The organism is Trinickia dinghuensis (assembly GCF_003367175.1).
In the GTDB taxonomy this organism is placed as follows: domain Bacteria; phylum Pseudomonadota; class Gammaproteobacteria; order Burkholderiales; family Burkholderiaceae; genus Trinickia; species Trinickia dinghuensis.
The window spans coordinates 303,334-324,784 of sequence record NZ_QRGA01000011.1; the positions used below are offsets into that span (position 1 = coordinate 303,334).

Annotated in this window: 20 protein-coding genes; 16 read left to right on the top strand and 4 right to left on the bottom strand. The window is 65.9% G+C overall.

The annotated features are described in order from the left end of the window. Window positions 1-168: 168 nt before the first annotated feature. A complete protein-coding gene (locus DWV00_RS21040) occupies window positions 169-891 on the top strand; it encodes an ArsR/SmtB family transcription factor (protein ID WP_115535528.1) in 723 nt (240 codons plus the stop codon). Between the two features lie 132 nt (window positions 892-1,023). Beyond that, window positions 1,024-3,372, top strand: coding sequence for a DUF6600 domain-containing protein (locus DWV00_RS21045; protein ID WP_115535529.1), 2,349 nt, complete (start codon window positions 1,024-1,026; stop codon window positions 3,370-3,372). 149 nt (window positions 3,373-3,521) lie between these two features. On the opposite strand, the gene DWV00_RS21050 is transcribed toward DWV00_RS21045, so the two are convergent. Continuing rightward, on the bottom strand, window positions 3,522-4,493 hold the full coding sequence (locus DWV00_RS21050; protein WP_115535530.1) for a thymidylate synthase: 972 nt from the start codon (window positions 4,491-4,493) through the stop codon (window positions 3,522-3,524). Window positions 4,494-4,635: 142 nt separating this feature from the next. Next, window positions 4,636-6,009 carry a sigma-54 dependent transcriptional regulator gene (locus tag DWV00_RS21055; protein ID WP_115535531.1) on the bottom strand — a complete coding sequence of 458 codons (1,374 nt, stop codon included), beginning with the start codon at window positions 6,007-6,009 and terminating at the stop codon, window positions 4,636-4,638. A 524-nt stretch (window positions 6,010-6,533) separates the two neighbouring features. On the opposite strand from DWV00_RS21055, the gene DWV00_RS21065 reads away from it, so the two are divergent. From DWV00_RS21065 to DWV00_RS21105, 9 genes are all read left to right on the top strand, one after another. Next, complete coding sequence (locus DWV00_RS21065; RefSeq protein WP_115535533.1) at window positions 6,534-6,911, top strand: hypothetical protein; 378 nt, start codon at window positions 6,534-6,536, stop codon at window positions 6,909-6,911. A 39-nt stretch (window positions 6,912-6,950) separates the two neighbouring features. Further along, entirely contained in the window at window positions 6,951-7,448 is a 498-nt protein-coding gene (locus tag DWV00_RS21070; RefSeq protein WP_115535580.1) for a hypothetical protein, read from the top strand. Continuing rightward, window positions 7,445-8,062 carry a hypothetical protein gene (locus DWV00_RS21075; RefSeq protein WP_115535534.1) on the top strand — a complete coding sequence of 206 codons (618 nt, stop codon included), beginning with the start codon at window positions 7,445-7,447 and terminating at the stop codon, window positions 8,060-8,062. The genes DWV00_RS21070 and DWV00_RS21075 overlap by 4 nt, the downstream gene beginning before the upstream one ends. Window positions 8,063-8,092: 30 nt before the next feature. Beyond that, window positions 8,093-9,505: a hypothetical protein gene (locus tag DWV00_RS21080; protein WP_115535535.1), complete on the top strand. Its 1,413-nt coding sequence runs from the start codon at window positions 8,093-8,095 to the stop codon at window positions 9,503-9,505. Between the two features lie 116 nt (window positions 9,506-9,621). Next, window positions 9,622-10,332, top strand: coding sequence for a C39 family peptidase (locus DWV00_RS21085; RefSeq protein WP_115535536.1), 711 nt, complete (start codon window positions 9,622-9,624; stop codon window positions 10,330-10,332). Between the two features lie 6 nt (window positions 10,333-10,338). Next, on the top strand, window positions 10,339-11,445 hold the full coding sequence (locus tag DWV00_RS21090; protein WP_115535537.1) for a hypothetical protein: 1,107 nt from the start codon (window positions 10,339-10,341) through the stop codon (window positions 11,443-11,445). Between the two features lie 134 nt (window positions 11,446-11,579). Beyond that, window positions 11,580-13,034 (top strand): hypothetical protein, encoded by a 1,455-nt coding sequence (locus tag DWV00_RS21095; RefSeq protein ID WP_115535538.1) that lies wholly within the window; start codon window positions 11,580-11,582, stop codon window positions 13,032-13,034. A 22-nt stretch (window positions 13,035-13,056) separates the two neighbouring features. Then, entirely contained in the window at window positions 13,057-14,553 is a 1,497-nt protein-coding gene (locus tag DWV00_RS21100; RefSeq protein WP_115535539.1) for a sigma-54 dependent transcriptional regulator, read from the top strand. Window positions 14,554-14,650: 97 nt separating this feature from the next. Next, complete coding sequence (locus DWV00_RS21105; RefSeq protein ID WP_115535540.1) at window positions 14,651-15,139, top strand: dihydrofolate reductase; 489 nt, start codon at window positions 14,651-14,653, stop codon at window positions 15,137-15,139. Between the two features lie 79 nt (window positions 15,140-15,218). Here the strand turns inward: DWV00_RS21105 and pmbA are convergent, their stop codons facing one another. Then, on the bottom strand, window positions 15,219-16,589 hold the full coding sequence (pmbA, locus tag DWV00_RS21110; RefSeq protein WP_115535581.1) for a metalloprotease PmbA: 1,371 nt from the start codon (window positions 16,587-16,589) through the stop codon (window positions 15,219-15,221). A gap of 221 nt (window positions 16,590-16,810) precedes the next feature. Between pmbA and yjgA the strand changes: the two genes are divergently transcribed. Together yjgA and mog are read left to right on the top strand one after the other, a co-directional pair. After that, a complete protein-coding gene (yjgA, locus tag DWV00_RS21115; protein ID WP_115535541.1) occupies window positions 16,811-17,404 on the top strand; it encodes a ribosome biogenesis factor YjgA in 594 nt (197 codons plus the stop codon). Continuing rightward, window positions 17,397-18,020, top strand: coding sequence for a molybdopterin adenylyltransferase (mog, locus tag DWV00_RS21120; protein ID WP_115535542.1), 624 nt, complete (start codon window positions 17,397-17,399; stop codon window positions 18,018-18,020). The genes yjgA and mog overlap by 8 nt, the downstream gene beginning before the upstream one ends. 93 nt (window positions 18,021-18,113) lie before the next feature. Here mog and orn read toward each other — a convergent pair whose 3' ends face one another. Next, window positions 18,114-18,722: an oligoribonuclease gene (gene orn / locus DWV00_RS21125; RefSeq protein WP_115535543.1), complete on the bottom strand. Its 609-nt coding sequence runs from the start codon at window positions 18,720-18,722 to the stop codon at window positions 18,114-18,116. 105 nt (window positions 18,723-18,827) lie between these two features. Here orn and DWV00_RS21130 point away from each other — a divergent pair, with 105 nt between their 5' ends. The 3 genes from DWV00_RS21130 (at window position 18,828) to DWV00_RS21140 (ending at window position 21,399) form a co-directional block, all read left to right on the top strand. After that, complete coding sequence (locus tag DWV00_RS21130; RefSeq protein WP_115535544.1) at window positions 18,828-20,087, top strand: M48 family metallopeptidase; 1,260 nt, start codon at window positions 18,828-18,830, stop codon at window positions 20,085-20,087. Beyond that, a complete protein-coding gene (gene rsgA, locus DWV00_RS21135) occupies window positions 20,084-21,022 on the top strand; it encodes a ribosome small subunit-dependent GTPase A (protein ID WP_115535545.1) in 939 nt (312 codons plus the stop codon). Before DWV00_RS21130 ends, rsgA begins: the two co-directional genes overlap by 4 nt. Window positions 21,023-21,084: 62 nt before the next feature. Then, window positions 21,085-21,399 carry a putative signal transducing protein gene (locus DWV00_RS21140; RefSeq protein WP_115535582.1) on the top strand — a complete coding sequence of 105 codons (315 nt, stop codon included), beginning with the start codon at window positions 21,085-21,087 and terminating at the stop codon, window positions 21,397-21,399. Window positions 21,400-21,451 lie beyond the last annotated feature (52 nt).

Genomic DNA, 21,451 nt, shown 5'->3' on the forward strand with positions numbered 1-21,451 from the left:
AACCGCATACAACGGCATTCTAGCGCCATGCCGGCAAGCCGCTTCCGGCGCCGTCCTGCACCTGGCCGCACCGGCGCATTCGATACTTCACGTTACACAGAAACATCGAATGCATCGGACGTTTACAGTGACGTCATGCACTTCACATCGACGCAACGAGGAAAAGCCATGGCCACCCTCCCCTCCGATTCCGAACGCGAGATCGCCCACTTCCCCGGTCTCTCGCGCATCGGCGCGCTGCTTGCCGATCCCGGGCGCGCCGCCATGCTGTGGTCGCTGATGGACGGCAGCGCGAGGCCCGCCGGCGAATTGACGATGATCGCGGGACTGTCGCCGTCGGCCGCGAGCGGCCACCTCGCCAAGCTCGCCGAAAGCGGATTGGTGGCGCTCGAAGTCCGAGGGCGTCATCGCTACTACCGCATCGCCACCCCCGACATCGCGGCTGCGATCGAGGCGCTCGCCCACCTCGCGCAGGCGAGCGCGCCGGCTCGGCCCGCCCCCGTCGCGGCGCGCACGGTGCCGCTCGACATGCGCTACGCGCGCACCTGCTACGACCACATGGCCGGCGAGTTGGCCGTGCGCGTGTTCGATCACCTGCTCGCACGCGGCTGGCTCGTCGACGAGGGCGGCAATGTCGAAGCCACCGACGAAGGCGTAACAATACTCGCGCGCTGGGGCATCGACGTCGGCGCGCAGCGCATCCGCAAACGCCGCTTCGCCTGCACCTGCCTGGACTGGAGCGAGCGGCGCGCCCATCTGGGCGGCGCGCTCGGCGCCGCGCTGCTCGATCATTGGACGCAGCACCGATGGGTCGAACATGCGGAAAAACCGCGCGTGCTGCGCATCACGCCGGCCGGCCGCAGCGAATTCGATGCGCTGCTTTCCGCGTGAAAGGGACGGTTCCCGGATATTTTTCGTTACAGGCCGGAACGGACGGCTACAAAACGGAGCGCCTTGATACACGCGGTGGGGCTACAGTGCTGTCACGGACCGTAGTACGATCCGGCACCAAAAGAGATCCCTATGACCACCGCCACGACCTCATCGCCCATGACCTTTCGACGCATCGCCGGCTATGCCCTGCTCGCGCTCGCTCCGCTGACGTTCGCGGCGCGCGCCGCCTTTGCGCAAGTTCCCCCCGCCCCCGACGGCGCGCCCACGACGCAAGCGGGCGATCCTCCGGACCGCGTCGCCCGCCTGAACTACATGGCCGGCACCGTGACCACCGAGCCGGCCGGCGCGACCGACTGGTCGTACGCCGCCGTCAATCGTCCGCTGACGACGGGCGATCAGCTCTGGAACGACGCGAACGCGCGCTCGGAGCTGCACATCGGATCGACGGCCGTACGTCTCGGATCGTCGACGAGCCTCGACGTCATGAACCTCGACGACAACGATGCCCAGTTGAAGATCGCGCAGGGCACGCTGTCGACGCGCGTGCGGGAAGTGCCGAGTGGCTCCACCTATGAGATCGATACGCCCAATGTCGCACTCGGCGTAACGCGCCCCGGCGATTACCGCGTCGACGTCGCGCCGGACGGCGGCACAACCACGGTGACCGTGCGCAGCGGTGCGCTCACGGCCTACGGGGACAACGGACAGGTGCCGGTCCAGGCAGGCCAGCAGATCACGTTCACGGGCACGAACTTGCAAGAGGCATCCGTCGCCGAAGCCCCCGCGCCCGACGCCTTCGACGCGTGGGCCGCGAACCGCGACAACGCCGAGGACCGCTCGGTCTCGGCCCGCTACGTCTCGCGCGATATGCCGGGCTACGAGGATCTCGACGCGAACGGGACCTGGAGCAACGACCCGCAATACGGCGCGATCTGGGTGCCGAACCAAGAGCCCGCGGGCTGGGCGCCCTATCACGACGGCCACTGGGCTTGGATCGCACCTTGGGGCTGGACGTGGATCGACGACGCGCCCTGGGGCTTCGCGCCCTACCACTACGGGCGTTGGGCGTACGTGCGCTCGTCGTGGTGCTGGGTGCCGGGGCCGCTCGTCGTCAGCGCGCCGCCCGTCTATGCGCCGGCGCTCGTCGCGTTTGTCGGCGGCGGCGGCGGCGGGGTCAGCTGGGGTGTCAGCCTGGCGATCGGCGGTGCCGCGGCCGCGGGCCTCGCATGGTTCCCGCTCGGCCCCGGCGAAGTCTGGCATCCGGGCTACGGCGGCTGGAGCCCGCACTACTACCAGCGCGTGAATCAGACGGTCATCGTCAACAGGAACGTGAACATCACGAACATCCACAACACGTATATCAACTATCGCGCGCCGGGCGCCGTCACGGCCGTGCCGGCTACAGCATTCGTGCGTGGCCAGCCGGTGGCGCATTTCGCGCAGCGCGTCGATCCGCGGCAATGGAAGAACGTCCGGTTCAACCCGGGCGCGGCAGGCGTGGCACCGGTAAGCCAAAGCTTCGCGTCGGGCCTGCGCCCGGCAGCCAACCATCCGCCGCAGGCGCTCGCCGCACGGTCCATCGTCGCCACGCGCGCGCCGGCCACGCCGGCCGTCTATCGCGATCCGCTGGCCCAACATCTGGCGCAAGCGGGCGGCAAGGTGCCGGGCGCGGGCGCCCCGGTTGTTCGGCCCGCCGCACCGGGCGCGTTCGCGGGTCGCGCGCCGCAAACGAATGCGCGCGAGGTACGCATCGTCGCCACGCACTCGCCCGTCATCACGCCGACGCACGGCCCCACGAATGCCGAGCAGCGCTTTGGGCAGCCGGGCGCGCAGCCGCGCCCCGAAGCAGGCGCGGGACAGCCGCCGCGCGCCGGCGCCGAGCAACCGCACGCACCCGCCGCGATGGAACATGCACCCGCGGCGATGGAGCGCGCGCAGCCGAACAACGGCGTGCCGCGTCCGCCCGCGATGAACAACCCGGCGGAACGCGGCGCCGAGGCCGGCGCGAGGCCCGCTCCGTCCTGGACGCAGCCACACGCGCCCGTCACGGAGCAGCACCTGCCGATGAACGAGCAGCGCATGCAGCCCGAGCCCCGTGCCGAACAGCCGCAAGCTCAGCCTCGCGTCGAGCAACCGCGGCCCCAGCCGCAGGGACAAGCGCAGCCGCATTACGAGCAGCCGCGGCAGGAACAGGCTCGCCCCGAGCCGCAGCCTCGCATCGAGCAGCCGCGCCCCGAACCCCAGGCGCAGCCGCATCACGAGCAGCCGCGTCCGCAACCGCAACCTCAGCCGCATTACGAGCAGCCTCGCCCGCAACCGCAGCCCCATGTCGAGCAACCGCGTCCGCAGCCGCAGCCTCATATCGAGCAGCCGCGTCCGCAGCCGCAACCAAGGCCGGCGCCCGCGCCCCAGCAGCATGAGCAGAAGCAAGAACAACATGCGGCGGCGGCGCACGGCGACGAGCATCACCATGGCTGACGGCAAGCGTCGATAAAACGGCGAAGCCCGCGGGCCGCCTCACGCGGCGCACCGAACACGGACGATGGTCCGATCCGGCGCGCCGCGTGCGCGATGCCGCGGGCTTCTTCTTTAGGGCGTACTTAGAACGAACGTAGGGTGTGGCCCGTTCAAACGGCCATCGGGGCCGTCAGCGGCTCGTGATGGCGATAGCCGACGAGCGAGAAATCGCCCGGCTCGACCTGCTCGAGCCACTCGGGCGCGTACACACCTGTATCCGCGTAGGCCGGCACGCGATCGGCAATGACAAGCCGCGGGCTTTCATAGGGCGCTCGCTCGAGCTGGCGCTTGAGCATATCCAGCTGGTTTTCGTAGATGTGCGCATCGCCGATGAAGTAGGTGAACCAACGCGGCGTGTAGCCCGTCAGCCGCCCGACGAGCGACAGCAGCGCGGCCCCTTCGGCCAGGTTGAACGGTGTCCCGAGCCCGACGTCGTTGCTGCGGATGTAGAGACACAGCGAGATTTCCCGGCGCGCCGTGTTGGGCAGGAATTGATAGAGCAAGTGACACGCGGGCAGCGCGATCTGATCGAGCAGCGCGGGATTCCAGCCGTGGAACAGAATGCGGCGATCGCCGGGGTTGCTCATGATCGTGTCGAGACACTGCCGCAGTTGGTCGATGGCCTTGTAGAGCAGCACCTTTTGCACGCCGTCTTCCTCGAACTGCGTGACGATGCGATACCCGCGCGCGGTCGCGTCGGCCACGCGCGCCTGCTCGGACGCGTCGATCACCTTGTAGCCGGGCCACTTGCGCCATTGCACGCCGTACACGTCGCCTAGGTCGTCCGTGCCCTCGCGGTACGGATTGGCGAGCCACTGCGCATTTTCGTTCGCATTCGCGTCCCAAACCTTGCAACCGAGCGCGCGGAAATCGGCCGCGCTGCGCGACGCGCGCAGAAATCCGATCATCTCGCCGATCGCCGACTTGAACGCGAGCTTCTTCGTGGTCACCGCCGGAAAGCCTTCTTGCAGATCGAAGCGCAGCATCGCGCCCGGCATCGTGATCGTGCGAATACCCGTGCGGTTTTCCTGCCAGGTGCCCATATCGAGAATGGTGCGGACAAGGTCGAGGTACTGTTTCATGCGCTGGGATCCTTCGGCTCGTGCTCGTGGCGCGCGGCCGCTGTCGCGCCGCGCAAACCGCGATTTTACCAAGCAGCAGGATTTCCGACCGGAGGGCGCGTTTGCGCGGCACCGGCATCGATCGCAGCGGTTCGCCGGCTCGTCAGCTCAGCATTCGAGGATCGCCCGGCGGGACGTGGATATCGCGCATGCCGTGCGAACTCAAGAGCCTGTATAGCGTCACGCGCGATATGCCGAGCTCCTGAGCCGCATCGCCGAAACGCCCGCGGTGGTGCAGCAGCGCCACTTCGATCGCCTGTCGTTCGGCCGCTTCGCGCGCCTGTGCGAGCGAGATGGGTGCGATCTCGACGTAATCGGCCAACTCGAGATCGTGCGCCGTGATTTGCCGCCCTTCCGACATCACGATCGCCCGCCGCACGCGGTTGATCAGTTCGCGCACGTTGCCGGGCCACGCGTAGTTGTGGAGCGCGGCGATCGCGTCGGCCGAAAAGCCGCGCAGCCGGCGCGTGCCGTCCTTGCGAAAACGCTCGAGCATGTGGCGAGCGAGCAGCTCGATGTCCTTGCCGCGCGCGCGCAGCGGCGGCTCTTCGATCTGCAGCACGCACAGCCGGTGATAGAGATCGGCGCGAAAGCGTCCTTCCGCCATCGCGCGATGCATGTCGATGTGGGTGGCCGAAATCACGCGCACGTCGACGTCGATCGATTCGTGGCCGCCTAGACGTTCGATGCGGCCCTCTTGCAGAAAGCGCAGCAGGCTCGCTTGACTCTCGAGCGGCAGATCGCCGATTTCATCGAGAAACAGCGTGCCGCCGTGCGCGGCCTCGATGCGCCCGATCTTGCGTTGATTGGCGCCCGTGAACGCACCGCGCTCGTAGCCGAACAACTCCGACTGCACAAGATGCGGCGGAATGGCCCCGCAGTTGATCGCGACGAACGGCGCGGCCCGGCGCAAGGAGCGCTCGTGAATCTCGACGGCCGTCAGCTCCTTGCCCGTGCCCGATTCGCCCGAGACGAAAACGGGGGCATCGGTCAGCGCTACTTTGCGGATCGTGCGAAAAAGCGCGCGCATCGCCTCGCACGAACCGACCATTTCCCCTTCGCCCGAGCGCGCGGAAGTTTCATCTTCGTCGCTCGCTCCAAGCACGACCATGCCGTATGCGTGTCCGACGGAATCGACGATACGCGGCGCTTCATAGGGCATCGTGATGTAGTCGTAGCAGTAGTCGCGCACAAGGCGGCGCAACGTGCTCTCTTGCATTTGCCCCGGTGCCGTGGCCGCGACCCAGCCGACGTTGGGTCTCGTCAAACAAGGTTCGAGCGCAACGATCTCGTGCGAATCGAATCGGCTGGAAAGATCGAGCAGCCCGCCGGCCGCCGCATCGCTGCGCACTGCACGTCGCGCATCGCGCGCGCTCGCCGCCACCTCCACGTCCCATCCGCGCGCATTGAATTGCGCACTTAATTGAGCATTGACGTCGCGCGTGACGTAAATCAAATGCCGAATTGCGGGTTCCATTGTTCAGACCTCTTATCGATGAACGTGAAGCAAGACGCCTCGCGCGAACAACGCGTCGGCGAACGCTTACCCCCTTGGCCCTTCCCTGGTGGGAGAGCCCCGCTCACAGTCCTCTGGCTAAACTACCGCGACCCCGCAAATGAATTATTAATAGCAATTGCCGTATTTTCGGCAATTTTGGCGACGTGAAACTGTTCTCACAGCTTACTATACGACCCGTCATTGAGGCAGGCGCGCGGCCGTAAGAATTGAAACAAGACAGGCCCGGGCAGGCGCCATGCGGCTTCGCGCGAGTGCTGCAGCGCAATCTTAAGCGCGGATGCGTGGCGGTTTTACGACATCGAATTCCGATGACGAATCGTCTCCCGGCTTGCTGCTCCGATGCCCCGTTTCAGCGCTGAAACGGATTTTGGCGTTTCGGTTCGCGCCACCGCCCGCGATGAATCGACGCTCCAATTGCCGCAACGGTTTCGCGCCGATGGCACAGCTTTCGCGTTAGCTCCGCGCAACACGGAGAAGACGCCATGCAATTCGTTCACCCCATTTCGCTTCGTTCGCGCGCGGTCCTCGCGGCGCTGGGCATCGCGCTCGCGGCTCTCGCGGCGCCCGGCCTTGCGCATGCCGACTCGCTGAGCGACAGCGAAGCGCAAGCGATCGGCGCGGCCACGTTGTTCGCCGCCGAAGCCCCCGTTGCCGATGACGCCGCACTCGACGATCGCGCGCTGGCTCGCCAACGCGGCACGGGCCCGGGCCTCATGACCGTGGGCGCGTCGTTCCAAGCGCTCAAGGGTGCGCCGTCGGTGACGCTCTGGGACGAAATCGCGCCGCCCGCGCCGGTACCCGTACCGGCGGACTCGTCGCACGTGGCCCAGACCAACGCCGTCAGCTATTTCCGTCAGTAGCGCGGCGAACCGATGTTCGCCTTTGCCGGAGAACCCGACATGTTCCTCATCCTCCTCGCCTCGACGCGGCGGCTCGCACAAGCGGCACTGCTGCCCGGCATCGCCGCCGCGCTGGCGGCCGCCGCACCGAGCGCCCACGCGCAAGCAAGCGGGAATCCCGGCGACATCATCGTCGAACGCCAGGTCATGCCGCGCGACGCGTTCCAGGCGTTGCCCCGCGACGAGAACCCGGTCGCTGTGCGCGCAACGACTTTCCCGGCACCGGCATTCGATTCGTCGGTCGCCACGGTCGTGTCCGATGCGGACCTTACGCAAGCGCACGGTTCGCAGGGCGTGGCGAACACCGGCGGCGGCGTGGCGAGCCTGCAGGCGCTGACCAAGCTCCTGGGCGGTTCGGCGACGGGCAGCAACGTCGCGATGGGTCCGGGCGGGCTTGCGCCGACGACGACAGGCGTGGGCGGCACGATCTCGATGTCGGTAACGGGCGCCGTTGCGCCGTTGACCTCCGCGCTTTCCGGTGTCGGAGGCCTCAAATGAACGCACATATCGCAATTCGCCGCACCGGTGCGGTGGCAGCCCTCGCAGCGCTTGCCGTATCGGCATCGGCTTGGGCGCAAACGACACCCGTCGTCACGGGCAACGCGACGATCGAGACCGGTGCCTTCGCAGGTTCGACGGGCGTCGTGAGCGTGAACGAGGCGGCAGGCCTGTCCAACGCGCAGAACAATCAAGCGGCGATCGTCTTGGCACCGAACGGTGCCGTCGATACGAGTTCGGCCCAAAGCGCCCGAACGAGCGCGCGCGTGCCGAGCGCGACGGCAAGCATCGAAGACGGCGCCTTTTCCAACGTGTCCGGCGTGGCGATGGTGAATCAAACGGCGGGCGCGGCCAATCTCCAACGCAACAGCGTCGTTATCGGCGCTGCCGCGCAAGGAGTGGAGAGCGTTTCGGACAGCGTGCTGTCCGCGGCCTCTCCCAAGCAAGGACGTGTGGATGTATCGGCGATGAGTTCTGGCGAGCGCGCGGTGCGCATCGGCAACGATGTGCTCAAGAACGCGAGCGGCATCGCGCAAATCAACCAGACGGCCGGCGCCGGTAATGCCACGGCGAACAGTTTCGTGCTCCGTCCCCCGGCGGGCACTTTTTTCTAACGCAGCACCTCTTCGTATCGGAGCGTCATCATGAAGCGCACACTCATCGCAGCGGCAGTGCTGGCAGCAGCTTCGGGCACCGCGTTCGCGCACAACGTCAAAGACCCGTACATCTTCAACGCCACGGCCGTGTCGCAGAACGTCGGGATCGACGGTTTCGTCCGCCTGTTCGGCTGCGTCACCGTGTCGAGCACGGTTGGCGCCGTCGTCAACAATACCCAGGCGATCATGGCGAATGCGACGCTGGATCCGACCGCGCAAAGCTATTCGATGGGCGCGGTCACGACGACGTTCAATAACAACTACAGCTCGGTGAATGACACCGGCTCCGCCAACGGCTCCAGCAAGAGCAGCGTATCGGGCTCCGCAGGATTCGCGCAAGCGTTCGAGGAATCGTCGGCCTATGCGTACAAGAACCAAAGCAGCGCGATCTCCGGCGGCGGCTACGAGTACAGCAACCAAAAATCGAGCAGCTCGAGCAGCGATTCGCATACGTCGCAAGACGCGAGCGGCTCGCTGACGGCAAGCGGCTCGATCGGCGGCGGCTATACCTACAGTTCGGATAGCCATCATCATCACGGCAATCAGAACGGCAGCGGCAGCTTCAGCGCAAACGGCAATCTCGGCGTGAACGTGTTCGAGGGCAGCGCCACCGACGCGTCGGCCTCGATGGACAGCAAGAGCGCGAACAGCGGGTCGGGCCAAGGTGCCGTGTGGGGGTTCAAGGCCAATCAAGGTTCGGGCGGCCAAGCCTTCGCGGAACAGTCGTCGGGCGGCGTGGCATGGACCGCCTCGAGCGACAAGAGCCATTCGGCCACGTGGTCCTATGCGAACTCGAAAACCACGACGGACGTGACGGTGTCGGGCTCGGTGACGAACTATATCGACACGCAGGCACCCGGTAATTTGACGGCGACGACCGGCTCAGGCGTAGGCAGCGGCTCGTCCGGCAACATCGGCATGAACGTGGCAGAAGGCGTCGACAATGCGCAAAGCAACGATGCTTCGCTGGCCTCCGTCGATCAGGGCAATGTGTTCGGCAACGCACAGATCTTCAACACGCAATCGGCTGGCGGACAAGCGGCGATCAACAACTTCACGCTCAACGCTTCGCTCGGAGACAGCTCGCTGAGCGGCGTGTCCGGCAACATCGGGGTGAACATCGCCGCGGGCGTCGGCAACGGGCAAAACAACAGCCTGGCCGCGTCGACGACGAACCTGAAGGACGGCGCGATTCCGCTCGCCGTCGCGATGGTTGCTTCCGACAACAACAGCCAGACGGCGAACATGGATGTGCAAGGCACGTTCAGCGGTACAGCCATGATCGGCGCCAATGCGCTGCAGAACTCGACGGGCAACATCGGCGTGAACATCGCCGGTGGCGCCGGCAACCTGCAGCACAACGGCCTCGCGATCGCCGCGACGAACATCACCGGCCATTGAGCGTCGCCGCCGGCGGCTAGCGGATACGCGCAGAGCTAGTCCGCCGCCGGTAGAAGCGCTCACGCATACCGGCCGCGTAAAAAGCGGTCGGTATGCGCCTTTCAAGGAAATGCAGCATGTCAACCCATGCCCGGATCGCGGCATGGCGTACTCTCGCCGCGCTCGTTTGCGCCGCGATATGTGCGCCAAGCAACGCGCAGTCGACCATCGATACGTCTAACCTTGCCGGGGTGCCACTCACCAAGACGGTGCACTCCATGCGGGATATCCGATATCGCCATATCGTGAGCCAGCGCTACGACTACAGCTGCGGCTCGGCCGCGCTTGCGACGCTGCTCAAGTACGGTTATGGAATCGATATTCCGGAGCCGGAATTGATTCGCCGAATGATGGCGTTTTCGACGCCGCAAATCGTCGTCAAGAACGGTTTTTCGATGCTCGACATGAAGCACTTCGTCGAAACGATCGGTCTTCGGGGCCGCGGCTTTCGCGTCAACCTCGACGCGCTCTACCACTTGAGAATTCCTGTGCTCGTGCTGATGAACATCGGCGGCTACGAGCACTTCGTCATCGTCAAGCATGCCGAGAACGGACGCGTGTTCATCGCCGATCCGGCGCTCGGCAATCGCATCGTGCTCGACAAGGATTTCGTCGCGAGCTGGAACGGGCTCGTGTTCGCGGTCCTCGGCAAGCCGTTCAGGGAGGATTCCCCGCTGTTGCAGGACAACGTGTCGCTGGCTTTGAAGCTGCGCGAGCGAGCGCTCGACGCAAGCACGTCGGCGACCCCCTTCGTGGATTACGGATTGTCTAAGGCAGACTGGTTCTGAAACGCCATGAAGCACCCTATCGCTTCACCGCTCACGCTCGCGCTCGCGCTTGCCGCATGCGGACTCGTGAGCACCGCGTACGCCGCCGAGCGGCTCGCCGTGCCGCCCGAGTTCCTCTCGGCGCAAGCGGGCGCCGCGGCCGGGAACGCTAGCTGGCAAGCCGTCGACGACGACGTGCTGTCGCATCAAACCGGCAAGGCACCGGGCGCCGAGATGGTCTCCGGCCTCGTGCTCCAACTGATGACGCAATGGCAAATGCCGAACGGCGGCTCCGCCACCGCGAGCGGCCAACTAACGGTCACGACCAACGCCGACAACTCGCTGTCGGCGCAGGTGTCGACGTCCGCTCAAGCGAGCGACGGCATCGGTCATGGGAACGGAAACGGAAACAACGGGAACGGGAACGGGAACAACAACGGCAATCACTACGGCAACGGCCAAGGAAGCGTGTCGACGCCATCGATAGCCTCGATTTCCACGCCGCCCTCATCGTTGCCGACGTCCTCATCGTCCTCGACTATTTCGACGACCTCGCCGCGTGCGTCGTCCTCGCCACTCGCCTCCACGGCATCGGCCGGCACGGGTGCCAACCCGCAGGCAAGCGTCACGGGCGGCCAAAACGTCTCGATCAACGGCGTCTCGCAAGTCACGCAGGTCGCGGGTAACGGCAACACAAGCACGAACTCGGCCGTCATCGACTTCAACGGATCGAGCCCATCGACGATCGCCGCGGGAGGCGGGGCAAGCACGATCAACACCACCACGTCGGCGACGAGCCAGTCGACGATCGCCGCGGGCGCGGCAGCAAGCTCGAACAACGCAAGCGCGTCGGCAGCGAGTGCATCGGGCAACGTCACTGCGTCCGTGACATTCGGCAACGGCGGCGTCGCGCTCAGCGTGCAAACGCCGGCCGGCATCGCGACGCAGACGATCGCGACATCGGCTGCGCAAGGCAGCGGCTCGATAGGGCAATTGGTTCAAGTAGCGGGCAATTCGCAGGCGGTCGTCAACCAACTGCAGTTGAGCATTCAAACGAAAGCGATGTCGGGTGCGGTGCTGCGGCAGCTGGGCGTGCTGCAAGCCATGCAGAACGCGGCGCTAGGCAGGCGCTAGGCCACGGTCGGATACCCGTGGCAACGAAAGGAATCGGAACGTACGCAACAGGCAATCCATACAAACGGCGCGGGAAGTCAAAGTCAAAAGCAATGACTGGACTCCCGCGCTGATACAAGTCCGGGGGAACGACCATGTCCAAGAAGTCATCGAGGGGTTCGCCGCGCGCGCGGCATGCCGGCCGAGCGCGGCTCGCGGCGATCCCGGCGACCATACTCGCGCTGGGTCTGCCGCACATCGCATCTGCTCAAGCACTGGCCGGACAATCGGTCGAAGACCGGCTGACGACGCTGATGCGCGTGGTCGACGAGCAGCAAAAGCAAATTCAATCGCTCGAGGCACAAGTCACGAAGCTCGAAATGTCCGAGCGCGGCCGAGGCCTGAGCGGCAGCGGCGGAGACGGCGACTCCTCGACCGTGCCGCCGCCCGGCGCCGACGGCCTGCCCGTCCCGCTGCCGCCGCTCGCACAGGTGGCGCCGGGCTCGGCGGGCCCGACGAGCGGCGGCTCGACGGCAACCGGGGTGCCGACCACGCCCGCGATTCCCGAACCGGCAGGCGGCACGGCCGCGGCCGGCTCCGACGGCAGTCAGGGCAGCGCGATCGGCACGACGCAAAAGGCCGCGCAGCCGGTGCGCACGGAAGCCGAAAACGCCGTCGTGCAGCGCGAGCACGCGCCGCTGTTCGACCGCAAGCTCACACTCGATTGGGGCATCAGCGACACCTATTACGATCGGCGCCAACTCCAGCTATCGGGCTTCCTCGCGCTCGATGCGATCTTCCTCGGCAACATCAATTTGGGCGAGACGAAGTCGCACCAAGTAATGGCCGACCTCGACGCCCGCTACGGCCTCACCGATCGCATCAGCTTCGACGTCGACGTGCCCTACGTCTACCGGCATAGCGACTTCATCGTCGGCGGCGCGGGCGGCGCGGCGAGCGCCCTGTCGGACGCGTCGGGCAACTCGAGCGCGATCGGCGACGTCAACTTCGGCCTGTACTACCAGTTCCTCAAGGAGAACGGCAGCACGCCCGACGTCGTCGGCAGCCTGCGCGTGAAGGCGCCGACAGGCACGTCGCCGTTCGGCATCAAGCTCGTCGAAGTCGATCCGAACAACACGAGCCTCGTCGCCCCGACGAAGCTGCCCACCGGCACGGGCTTCTGGAACTTCACGGCCGGCGTATCGGTGCTGAAGACCTACGACCCGGTCGTGCTGTTCGGCAGCATGTCGTACACCTACAACCTCGCGCGCACGTTCTCGGACATCTCATCCGTGGAAGGACAAGTCGAACCCGCAAAGGTCAAGCTCGGCGACATCATCCAATGGGGCGCCGGCGTCGCCCTCGCCTTCTCCGAGAAGGATTCGGCGAGCGTCTCCTACACGATGGCGATCGAACCCGAGAGCGAGACGCAGGCCCCCGGCCAGGGCTGGCAAAAGGTACCGGGCAGCGAGACCGTCGCCGCCGCAGTGAATTTCGGCTTGAACCACGTGGTGAACAAGCACTTGACGATCAACGGATCGGTATCGATCGGGCTCACGCCCGATGCGCCGAACTTCGTCGTCGGCGTGCGGTTCCCGTACACCTTCTGATGCTTGACCATACGGGGGCATCGTGCGCGACACATCTCATCTGACAGCAGCCGGTCCACTCGGCGCCAGCGCTCCGCCTTTATCGCTCGCACACAGCAAGCGCGGCAGCGAGCACGAGCGGCAGGCCGACGAACGCCTGCTCGTCTATTTCTCGCGCGCGCCCGAAGACGCGCTCGTCGATCATCTGAAACTCTGCGGCTGGACGGTATCGCTGGCCCGCACGCCGAGCGATTGCGCGCGCCTGATACGTCCCGACGTGCCGTATGCCGGCATCGTCGACTTGTCGCGTTTTACCGCGCGCGAGCTCGCCGCGCTCGAGACGAGCTTGCGCCAGCCGCTGGTCGGCTGGGTCGCGCTGGCAAGCCCCGATCGGCTCGACGAGCCCGACGTGCGGCGTCTGATCCGCAGCTATTGCTTCGACTACCTGCGGCTACCCGCGGCCGCGCAGACGGTCGATTATCTGGCCGGCCACGCGTTCGGCATGGTGACGCTGACCGATCTCGATCTCGTCGCGGGCATGGCGAGCGTGGGCGACGACGAGATGGTCGGCACCTGCGACGCAATGCAGCAGCTGTTCCGCACGATCCGCAAAGTCGCGAATACCGACGCGGCCGTGTTCATCTCCGGCGAGTCCGGCACGGGCAAGGAACTCACGGCCGTCGCGATTCACGAACGCTCGCCCCGCCGCAACCAGCCGTTCGTCGCGATCAACTGCGGCGCGATCCCCCATCACTTGCTGCAATCGGAATTGTTCGGCTACGAGCGCGGTGCGTTCACGGGTGCCAATCAACGCAAGATCGGACGCGTCGAATCCGCCAACGGCGGCACGCTGTTTCTCGATGAAATCGGCGATTTGCCGCTCGAAAGCCAAGCGAGCCTGCTGCGCTTTCTGCAGGAAGGCCGGATCGAGCGGCTCGGCGGACGCGAGTCGATCGCCGTCGACGTGCGCGTAATCTCGGCGACGCACGTGGACCTCGAAAGCGCGATGCGCGACGGCCGCTTTCGGGCGGACCTGTTTCATCGCCTCTGCGTGCTGCGCATCGACGAACCGCCGCTGCGCGCACGCGGCAAGGACATCGAAATCCTGGCGCATCACATCCTGCACAAGTTCAAAACCGACAGCGCCCGTCGGATTCGCGGTTTCGCGCCCTCGGCGATCGAGGCGATACACAAGTACAACTGGCCCGGCAACGTACGCGAACTGATCAACCGCGTGCGGCGCGCGATCGTCATGGCCGAGGGCAAACTGATCGGCGCCGACGATCTCGATCTCGCGCAGTTCACGGAGCAGCAAACGATGACGCTCGCGCAAGCCCGCGAGGCCGCGGAAAAGCGCGCCATCGAATCGGCGCTGCTGCGGCATCGCCATCGGCTCAACGAGGCGGCGACGGATCTCGGCATTTCACGCGTGACGCTTTACCGGCTCATGGGCTCGCACGGATTGCGGGACCCGGCGGCTTCCGAGGAGAAGGCCGGCGAAGCGGACGATTCAGGCGAAGGCAAGACGGCGACGGAATGAGGCAAGGCGAAAGGCAAGGCATGGGACGCGCGGCAGTCGCGTAAAATCGGCGGATCGACTTCCCCGCTTCCTTTCTCTTGCTCTATCGCCTTCGAACATGACGACTCTGACGATCATCGTCGCCCGCGCCCGCAACGGCGTAATCGGCCGCGACAATCAACTGCCGTGGCACCTGCCCGAGGATCTCGGCTTCTTCAAGCGCACGACGATGGGCGCGCCGCTCGTCATGGGCCGCAAGACGCACGAGTCGATCGGCCGTCCGCTGCCGGGCCGCCGCAACATCGTGGTCACGCGCGATGCCGCGCGGCGGTTCGAAGGGTGCGAGACGGCCGCGAGCATCGGCGAAGCGTTGAAGCTCGCCGCCAAGGACGGTGCGACCGAAGCGTTCTTGATCGGCGGCACGCAGCTTTACGCGGAGGGTGTCGGCTTCGCGGACAAACTCATCATCACCGAGATCGATGCCGACATCGAGGGGGATGCGACGTTTCCGGCACCCGATCCGGCGCAGTGGGAGGCCGTGTCGCGCGAACAGCATCGCGCGGAAGCGTTCGACTACGAACGCGTCGTTTATCGTCGCATCGGTTGAGCGCCGCCGCTTGCCGGGGGTGAATCCGCTTTCGAAGCGCGCGGGGCGCTAGGGCCCCACCGCATCATTGCACTTGCCGTTACTGTCCGGCGATCGTCATCCGCTCGATCAGCACCGAGCCGGTTTGCTTCGTTCCCCTAACGATCGAATCGGCGCCGATCGCGACGATGTGGTGGAACATCTCCTGCAGCGTCCCGGCCACCGTGATCTCTTCGACGGGATATTGAATCTCGCCGTTCTCGACCCAGAACCCCGACGCGCCGCGCGAATAATCGCCCGTCACGTAGTTGACGCCCTGCCCCATCAACTCGGTCAACAGCAGGCCCGTTCCGAGCTTCTTGAGCATCGCCTTGAAGTCGTCCTCGGGCCGCGTCTGGCTGCTCGTCAGGGTGAGGTTATGCGAGCCGCCGGCGTTGCCCGTCGTCTGCATGCCGAGCTTGCGGGCCGAGTACGTCGACAGGAAGTAGCCCTCGACGACACCATCCTTCACAACCGAACGCTGCTTCGTGCGCACGCCTTCTTCATCGAACGGCGCGCTGCCCATCGCGCGCGCCACGTGCGGATCTTCGACGATCTGCACGTGCGGCGCGAAGACGCTCTTGCCGAGACTATCGACGAGAAACGACGTCTTCCGATACAGCGCCCCGCCGCTCGTCGCTTGCACGAACGCGCCGAGCAACCCCGCGGCGAGCGGTGCCTCGAACAGCACGGGCACCTTGCGCGTATCGAGCCGGCGCGCGCCTAGCCGAGCCAGCGCGCGTTCCGCGGCATAGCGGCCGATCGCCTCCGGATCGGCAAGCGCGTGCGAGCTGCGCTTGGACGAGTACCAATCGTCGCGCTGCATGTTGCGGCCGGTGCCGGCGATCGGCGCGCAGGCCACGTAGTGGCGCGAATACGGGTAGCCGGCCAAGAAACCGCGCGTCGTGGCCAGCACGAACTGCGAGTGCTGAGCCGACACGCTCGCGCCTTCGGAGTTGCGGATCCGCGGATCGGTGGCGAACGCGGCATCCTCGGCCCGGCGGGCGATCTCGACGGCCTCGTCGGCCGACAGGTGCCACGGGTGATACAGATCGAGATCGCGCGGGGTCGTCTCCAGCAGCTCGGCTTCGGCAAGCCCGGCGCAATTGTCCTCGGCCGTAAAGCGCGCGATGTTGTAGGCCGCGGCCACCGTATCGCGCAGCGCCTCCTTCGAGAAATCGGACGTGCTCGCATTGCCGCGCTTGGCGCCGATGAAGACGGTCACGCCCACCATCTTGTCGCGGTTGTGCTCGATCGTCTCGACCTCGCCGCGCCGCACGGACACCGACAGCCCGTCGCCTTCGGAGATTTCCGTGGCGGCGTCGGTGGCGCCCAGCGACTTCGCGTGCTCGAGAATGTCGGACGCGATGTCCTTCAGTTCGTCTTGCGTGTGCGGGAAAAAGCGTTGTGAGGTTTCCGTATCCGCTGCCATCGTCTTTGCCGTCCGGTGAAGAGCTGTCTGTTGAGCACGGCTCGGGCCACCGCCGCCGGAGAATCCGGCATGCGGGGCACGTGGCCCGATCGTTCGCATCCCGCGATCATAGCAAGGCTTGAGCGGATGGTCGCGAGCGCCGCGCGAACACAGTGCGAACACCATGCGAAACGCCCTCGATACGGGCAGGCCCCGGGCCGCCGCACGCTACAATATCGCCCATGACACGCAAAACCCGCATCCAACCGATCGAGCACGACGATTCCGCCGATCAAGAATTCGACGAGCGCCCCAGCAAATCGCAACTGAAGCGCGAAATGCACGCGCTGCAAACTTTGGGCGTCGATCTCGTCGAATTGCCGAAAGACGCCCTCAAGCGCATGCCGATGCCCGAAAATCTGGCTGACGCCGTGCGCGAAGCGCGCCGCATCACCGATCATGAAGGCAAACGCCGGCAAATCCAATACATCGGGCGCGTCATGCGCTCGCTGCGGGAAGACGAGATCGCCGCCCTGCGCACGGCACTCGACACGCATCGAGGCGTGAACAAGGCCGAAACGGCGCGGCTGCATTGGATCGAGCAGACGCGCGAGCAGCTGATCGCGCACGACGATGCCCTCACGGCTTTTTTGCGCGAACATCCGGATGCCGACGCCCAGGAAGGCCGCACGCTGATCCGCAATGCGCGCAAGGAAGCGCAGCAAGGCAAGCCGCCGCGCTATTTCCGTGAGCTGTTCCAATGGATCAAGTCGGCCGGCGGCGGCTCCGCCGAAAGCCCGGACGACGAGGATTCGACGGAAGACGACGATGACTGAACCGACGCGCAGCCACCCCGACGAAATCGTCATCGGTCTCGTGTCGATCAGCGACCGCGCCTCGAGCGGCGTCTACGAAGACAAGGGGCTGCCCGCGCTGGAAGCGTGGCTCGGCCAGGCGCTGGCCTCGCCATGGCGCGTCGAGAAACGTCTGATAGCGGACGAGCCCGAGCAAATTTCCGCCGCACTGATCGAACTCGTCGATACCTTCGGCTGCGATCTCGTGCTGACGACGGGCGGCACGGGCCCGGCTCGCCGCGACGTCACCCCCGAGGCGACACTTGCGGTGGGGACGAAGGAAATGCCCGGTTTCGGCGAGCAGATGCGGCAAATCAGCCTGAATTTCGTGCCGACGGCCATTCTCTCGCGCCAAGTGGCCGTGATCCGCGAAACGGCCGGCCACGCGGGGCTGATCATCAATTTGCCGGGCCAGCCGAAGTCGATTCAGGAGACGCTGGAGGGGCTGCGCGACGAAACGGGCGCCGTGAAGGTGCCGGGCATCTTCGCGGCGGTGCCCTATTGCATCGATTTGATCGGCGGGCCGTACGTGACCACTCACGAGCAGGTCGTCGCGGCTTTCCGGCCGAAGAGCGCCCGGCGCGTGCCGCCGGCCTAACGCCGCCGGCTGGGCGCCACCGGCGCGCAGCCGGCCGGCGTCATGGCGCGCCCCTTGCCGCACGCCGATCGCCCCGTCGTTTTGCGGAGTTGCTTAGCTTCCCTCGGCGGGTGCCGTGCTGGACGCGACGAGGAAATGCTGACGGTAGTACTTGAGCTCGTCGATGGACTCGTGGATGTCGGCCAGCGCCGTGTGCATGGCGCGCTTCTGAAAACCCTTGTAGATGGCCGGCTGCCAGCGGCGGCACAGTTCCTTGAGGGTGCTGACGTCGAGATTGCGGTAATGGAAAAACCGCTCGAGTTCGGGCATCCAGCGCGCCATGAAGCGGCGGTCCTGGCAGATCGAATTGCCGCACATCGGCGATTTGCCGGGCGGCACGTAATTGCCGAGAAACGCGCGGATCTGCTCGGCGGCATCCGCCTCCGAGACCGCCGACGCGCGCACGCGCTCGATGAGCCCCGAGCAGCCGTGCGTGTTCTTGTTCCAATCGTCCATCTTGTCGAGCGTCTCGTCGCTCTGGTGGATCGCGAGCACCGGGCCCTCGACCACCTTGTCGAGCGTCGAGTTCGTCACTACGACGGCGATCTCGATGATGCGGTCGGTGTCGGGCTCGAGCCCCGTCATCTCCATATCGAGCCAAACGAGGTTCATCTCGCTGCGCGCGAGCGTCGGCTCGCCGACGGGTTCGAGTAAGTCAGTCATGAATGAAGGCAATCCGTTGATGAAAATATCGCTGCGCGGCGTCGGTTACGCTCCCCCGATCCCGCGAAACTTTATAATTCTCGCATAGATAACTTGGACTTCCCGATGCCCGCTCTCGACTTCACCGTTCTGTTCGCCGTCATGGTGGTCGCGATGGTCGCCACGAAAATGTGGCTCGCCTCGCGGCAAATCCGCTTCGTGGCGGCACACCGGGACGCGGTGCCGAGGCAGTTCGCCGATACGATCCCGATCGAGGCGCATCGGCGCGCGGCCGATTACACGGTCGTGCGCACGCGCTTGACGATGCTCGAAATCATCATCGGCGCCGCCGTGCTGATCGGGCTCACGCTGCTCGGCGGCGTCCAGGCCCTCGATCGCGCGGTCACCGGCTGGCTCGGCGAAGGCTATGCGGGCCAGATCGGGCTCGTCGCCGCCGTGGTCGTCGTCACGAGCGTCATCGATTTGCCGTTCGACTACTACCGCCAATTCGTGGTCGAGGAGCGCTTCGGCTTCAACCGCATGACGCGGGCCATTTTCTTCGCGGATCTCGCCAAGGGTTCGGCGCTCGGCGCCGCGTTCGGGCTGCCGCTCCTGTTCGTCGTGCTCTGGCTCATGGGCCGGGCCGGCGGCCTGTGGTGGCTGTGGGCGTGGGTCGTGATCGTCGCGTTCCAACTGCTCGTGCTGGTGCTCTATCCGACGCTGATCGCCCCGCTGTTCAATAAATTCGAACCGCTGACCGACGAAGCGCTCGCGCGCCGGATCGACGCGCTGATGAAACGCTGCGGGTTCGCCGCCAAGGGCCTGTTCGTGATGGACGGCAGCCGCCGTTCCGCGCACGGCAACGCCTACTTCACGGGCTTCGGCGCCGCCAAGCGCATCGTCTTTTTCGACACGCTGCTCTCACGGCTGACGGGCAGCGAAATCGAAGCCGTCTTGGCCCACGAACTGGGGCATTTCAAGCGCCGCCACGTCATCAAGCGCATGCTCGTGACGTTTGCGATCACCCTCGGGTTGTTCGCGCTGCTGGGCTGGCTGAGCGGGCGCACCTGGTTCTACGAAGGGCTCGGCGTGCGGCCCTCGATGACGGGCAGCAACGACGCCTTGGCACTGGTGCTCTTCTTCCTGGCGCTGCCGGTGTTCTTGTTCTTCGTCACCCCGCTCGGCAGCCTGACCTCGCGCAAGCACGAGTTCGAAGCCGACGCCTTCGCGGCCAGCCAAACCGACGCGCACGAACTCGTGAACGCGCTCGTCAAGCTCTATGAAGACAACGCGTCCACGCTGACGCCCGATCCGGTCTACACCGCCTTCTACTACTCGCACCCGCCCGCGTCGCAGCGGATCGAACGGCTGCTGCGGCACGCATGAGCTCGCGTCCCGCCAAACCCGGCAAGCAAGCCGGTGCCGTGCGCTTGCACGGGCTCGTCATCGCCGCGCACGGGCGCCATTACCTGGTCGCGCCGGAGCACGAGCCGCATACGCCGCTGCAGTGCTTCCCGCGCGGCAAGAAAAGCGAGGTGGCCGTGGGCGACCGCGTCGTCTACGAGCCGACGTCGGCGGACCAAGGCGTCATCGTCGAAATCGGCGAGCGGCGCAATTTGCTCTATCGTTCCGATCAATACAAATCGAAACTGTTCGCGGCGAACCTCGATCAATTGCTGATCGTGTTGGCGACCGAACCGCACTTCAGCGAGGATCTGCTCGGCCGGGCGCTGGTCGCCGCCGAAGCCAACGAACTCGCGCCGGTGATCGTCCTGAACAAGACCGACGTGACGGTTGCGGTGCCCGCCGCGCGCGCACGTCTGGCGCCCTACCGCGCGCTCGGTTACGACGTGCTCGAACTGTCGATCAAGATGTCCCCCGAGGAAGCACGCTCGGCGCTCGCGGAGCGATTGCAGGGCCATGCGACGCTGCTGCTGGGCCAATCGGGAATGGGTAAATCCACCCTCGTGAATCTCATCGTGCCGGACGCCGACGTCGCCACCCGGGAGATCTCCACTGCCCTGAACAGCGGCCGCCACACGACGACGTTTACGCGCCTGTACCCGCTGCCCGCAGGCGGCGCACTGATCGACTCGCCGGGATTTCAGGAATTCGGCCTCCACCACTTGACCGAAGGCCGGCTCGAGCGGGCCTTCCCCGAGTTCCGGCCGCTGCTCGCACATTGCCGGTTCTACAATTGCCATCATCTGCAAGAGCCGGGCTGCGCGATTCTCGACGCGCTGGCGGACGGCCGCGTCGGGCGCGAACGGCATGCGCTCTACGCCCAGCTCGTACACGAAGCGAGCCAGATCGTCAGATAACGATCAACGCCAAGACCGACCGAATAATCCGCTCTAACCCGCTCGACGAGCGCACGCCCATGCTGAAGCTGACCTTCGCACCGAATCCCGTCATCGGCCAACATTGGGTGAACGTGCTGGCCGCGGCCGGCATCGAATGCGAACTGCACAACCGGTACTTGAACGGTGCGCTCGGCGAAATTCCGGCCGACCAATGCGCCCCTGAGCTATGGCTGGTCGACGAACGCGACGAAGCGCTGGCCAGACGAATCTTGGCGGCAGCCCAGAGCGGACCACCGCCTGGGGCCATGCCCTGGCGGTGCGGCGCCTGCGGCGAGATGCTGGAAGCGCAATTCACGGCCTGCTGGCGTTGCGGTGCGTGGCGCGAGACGAATTGACGAACTGACGAATTGACCCAAGCCGAAGCGGGACCGGAACCGAAGCTCGGGT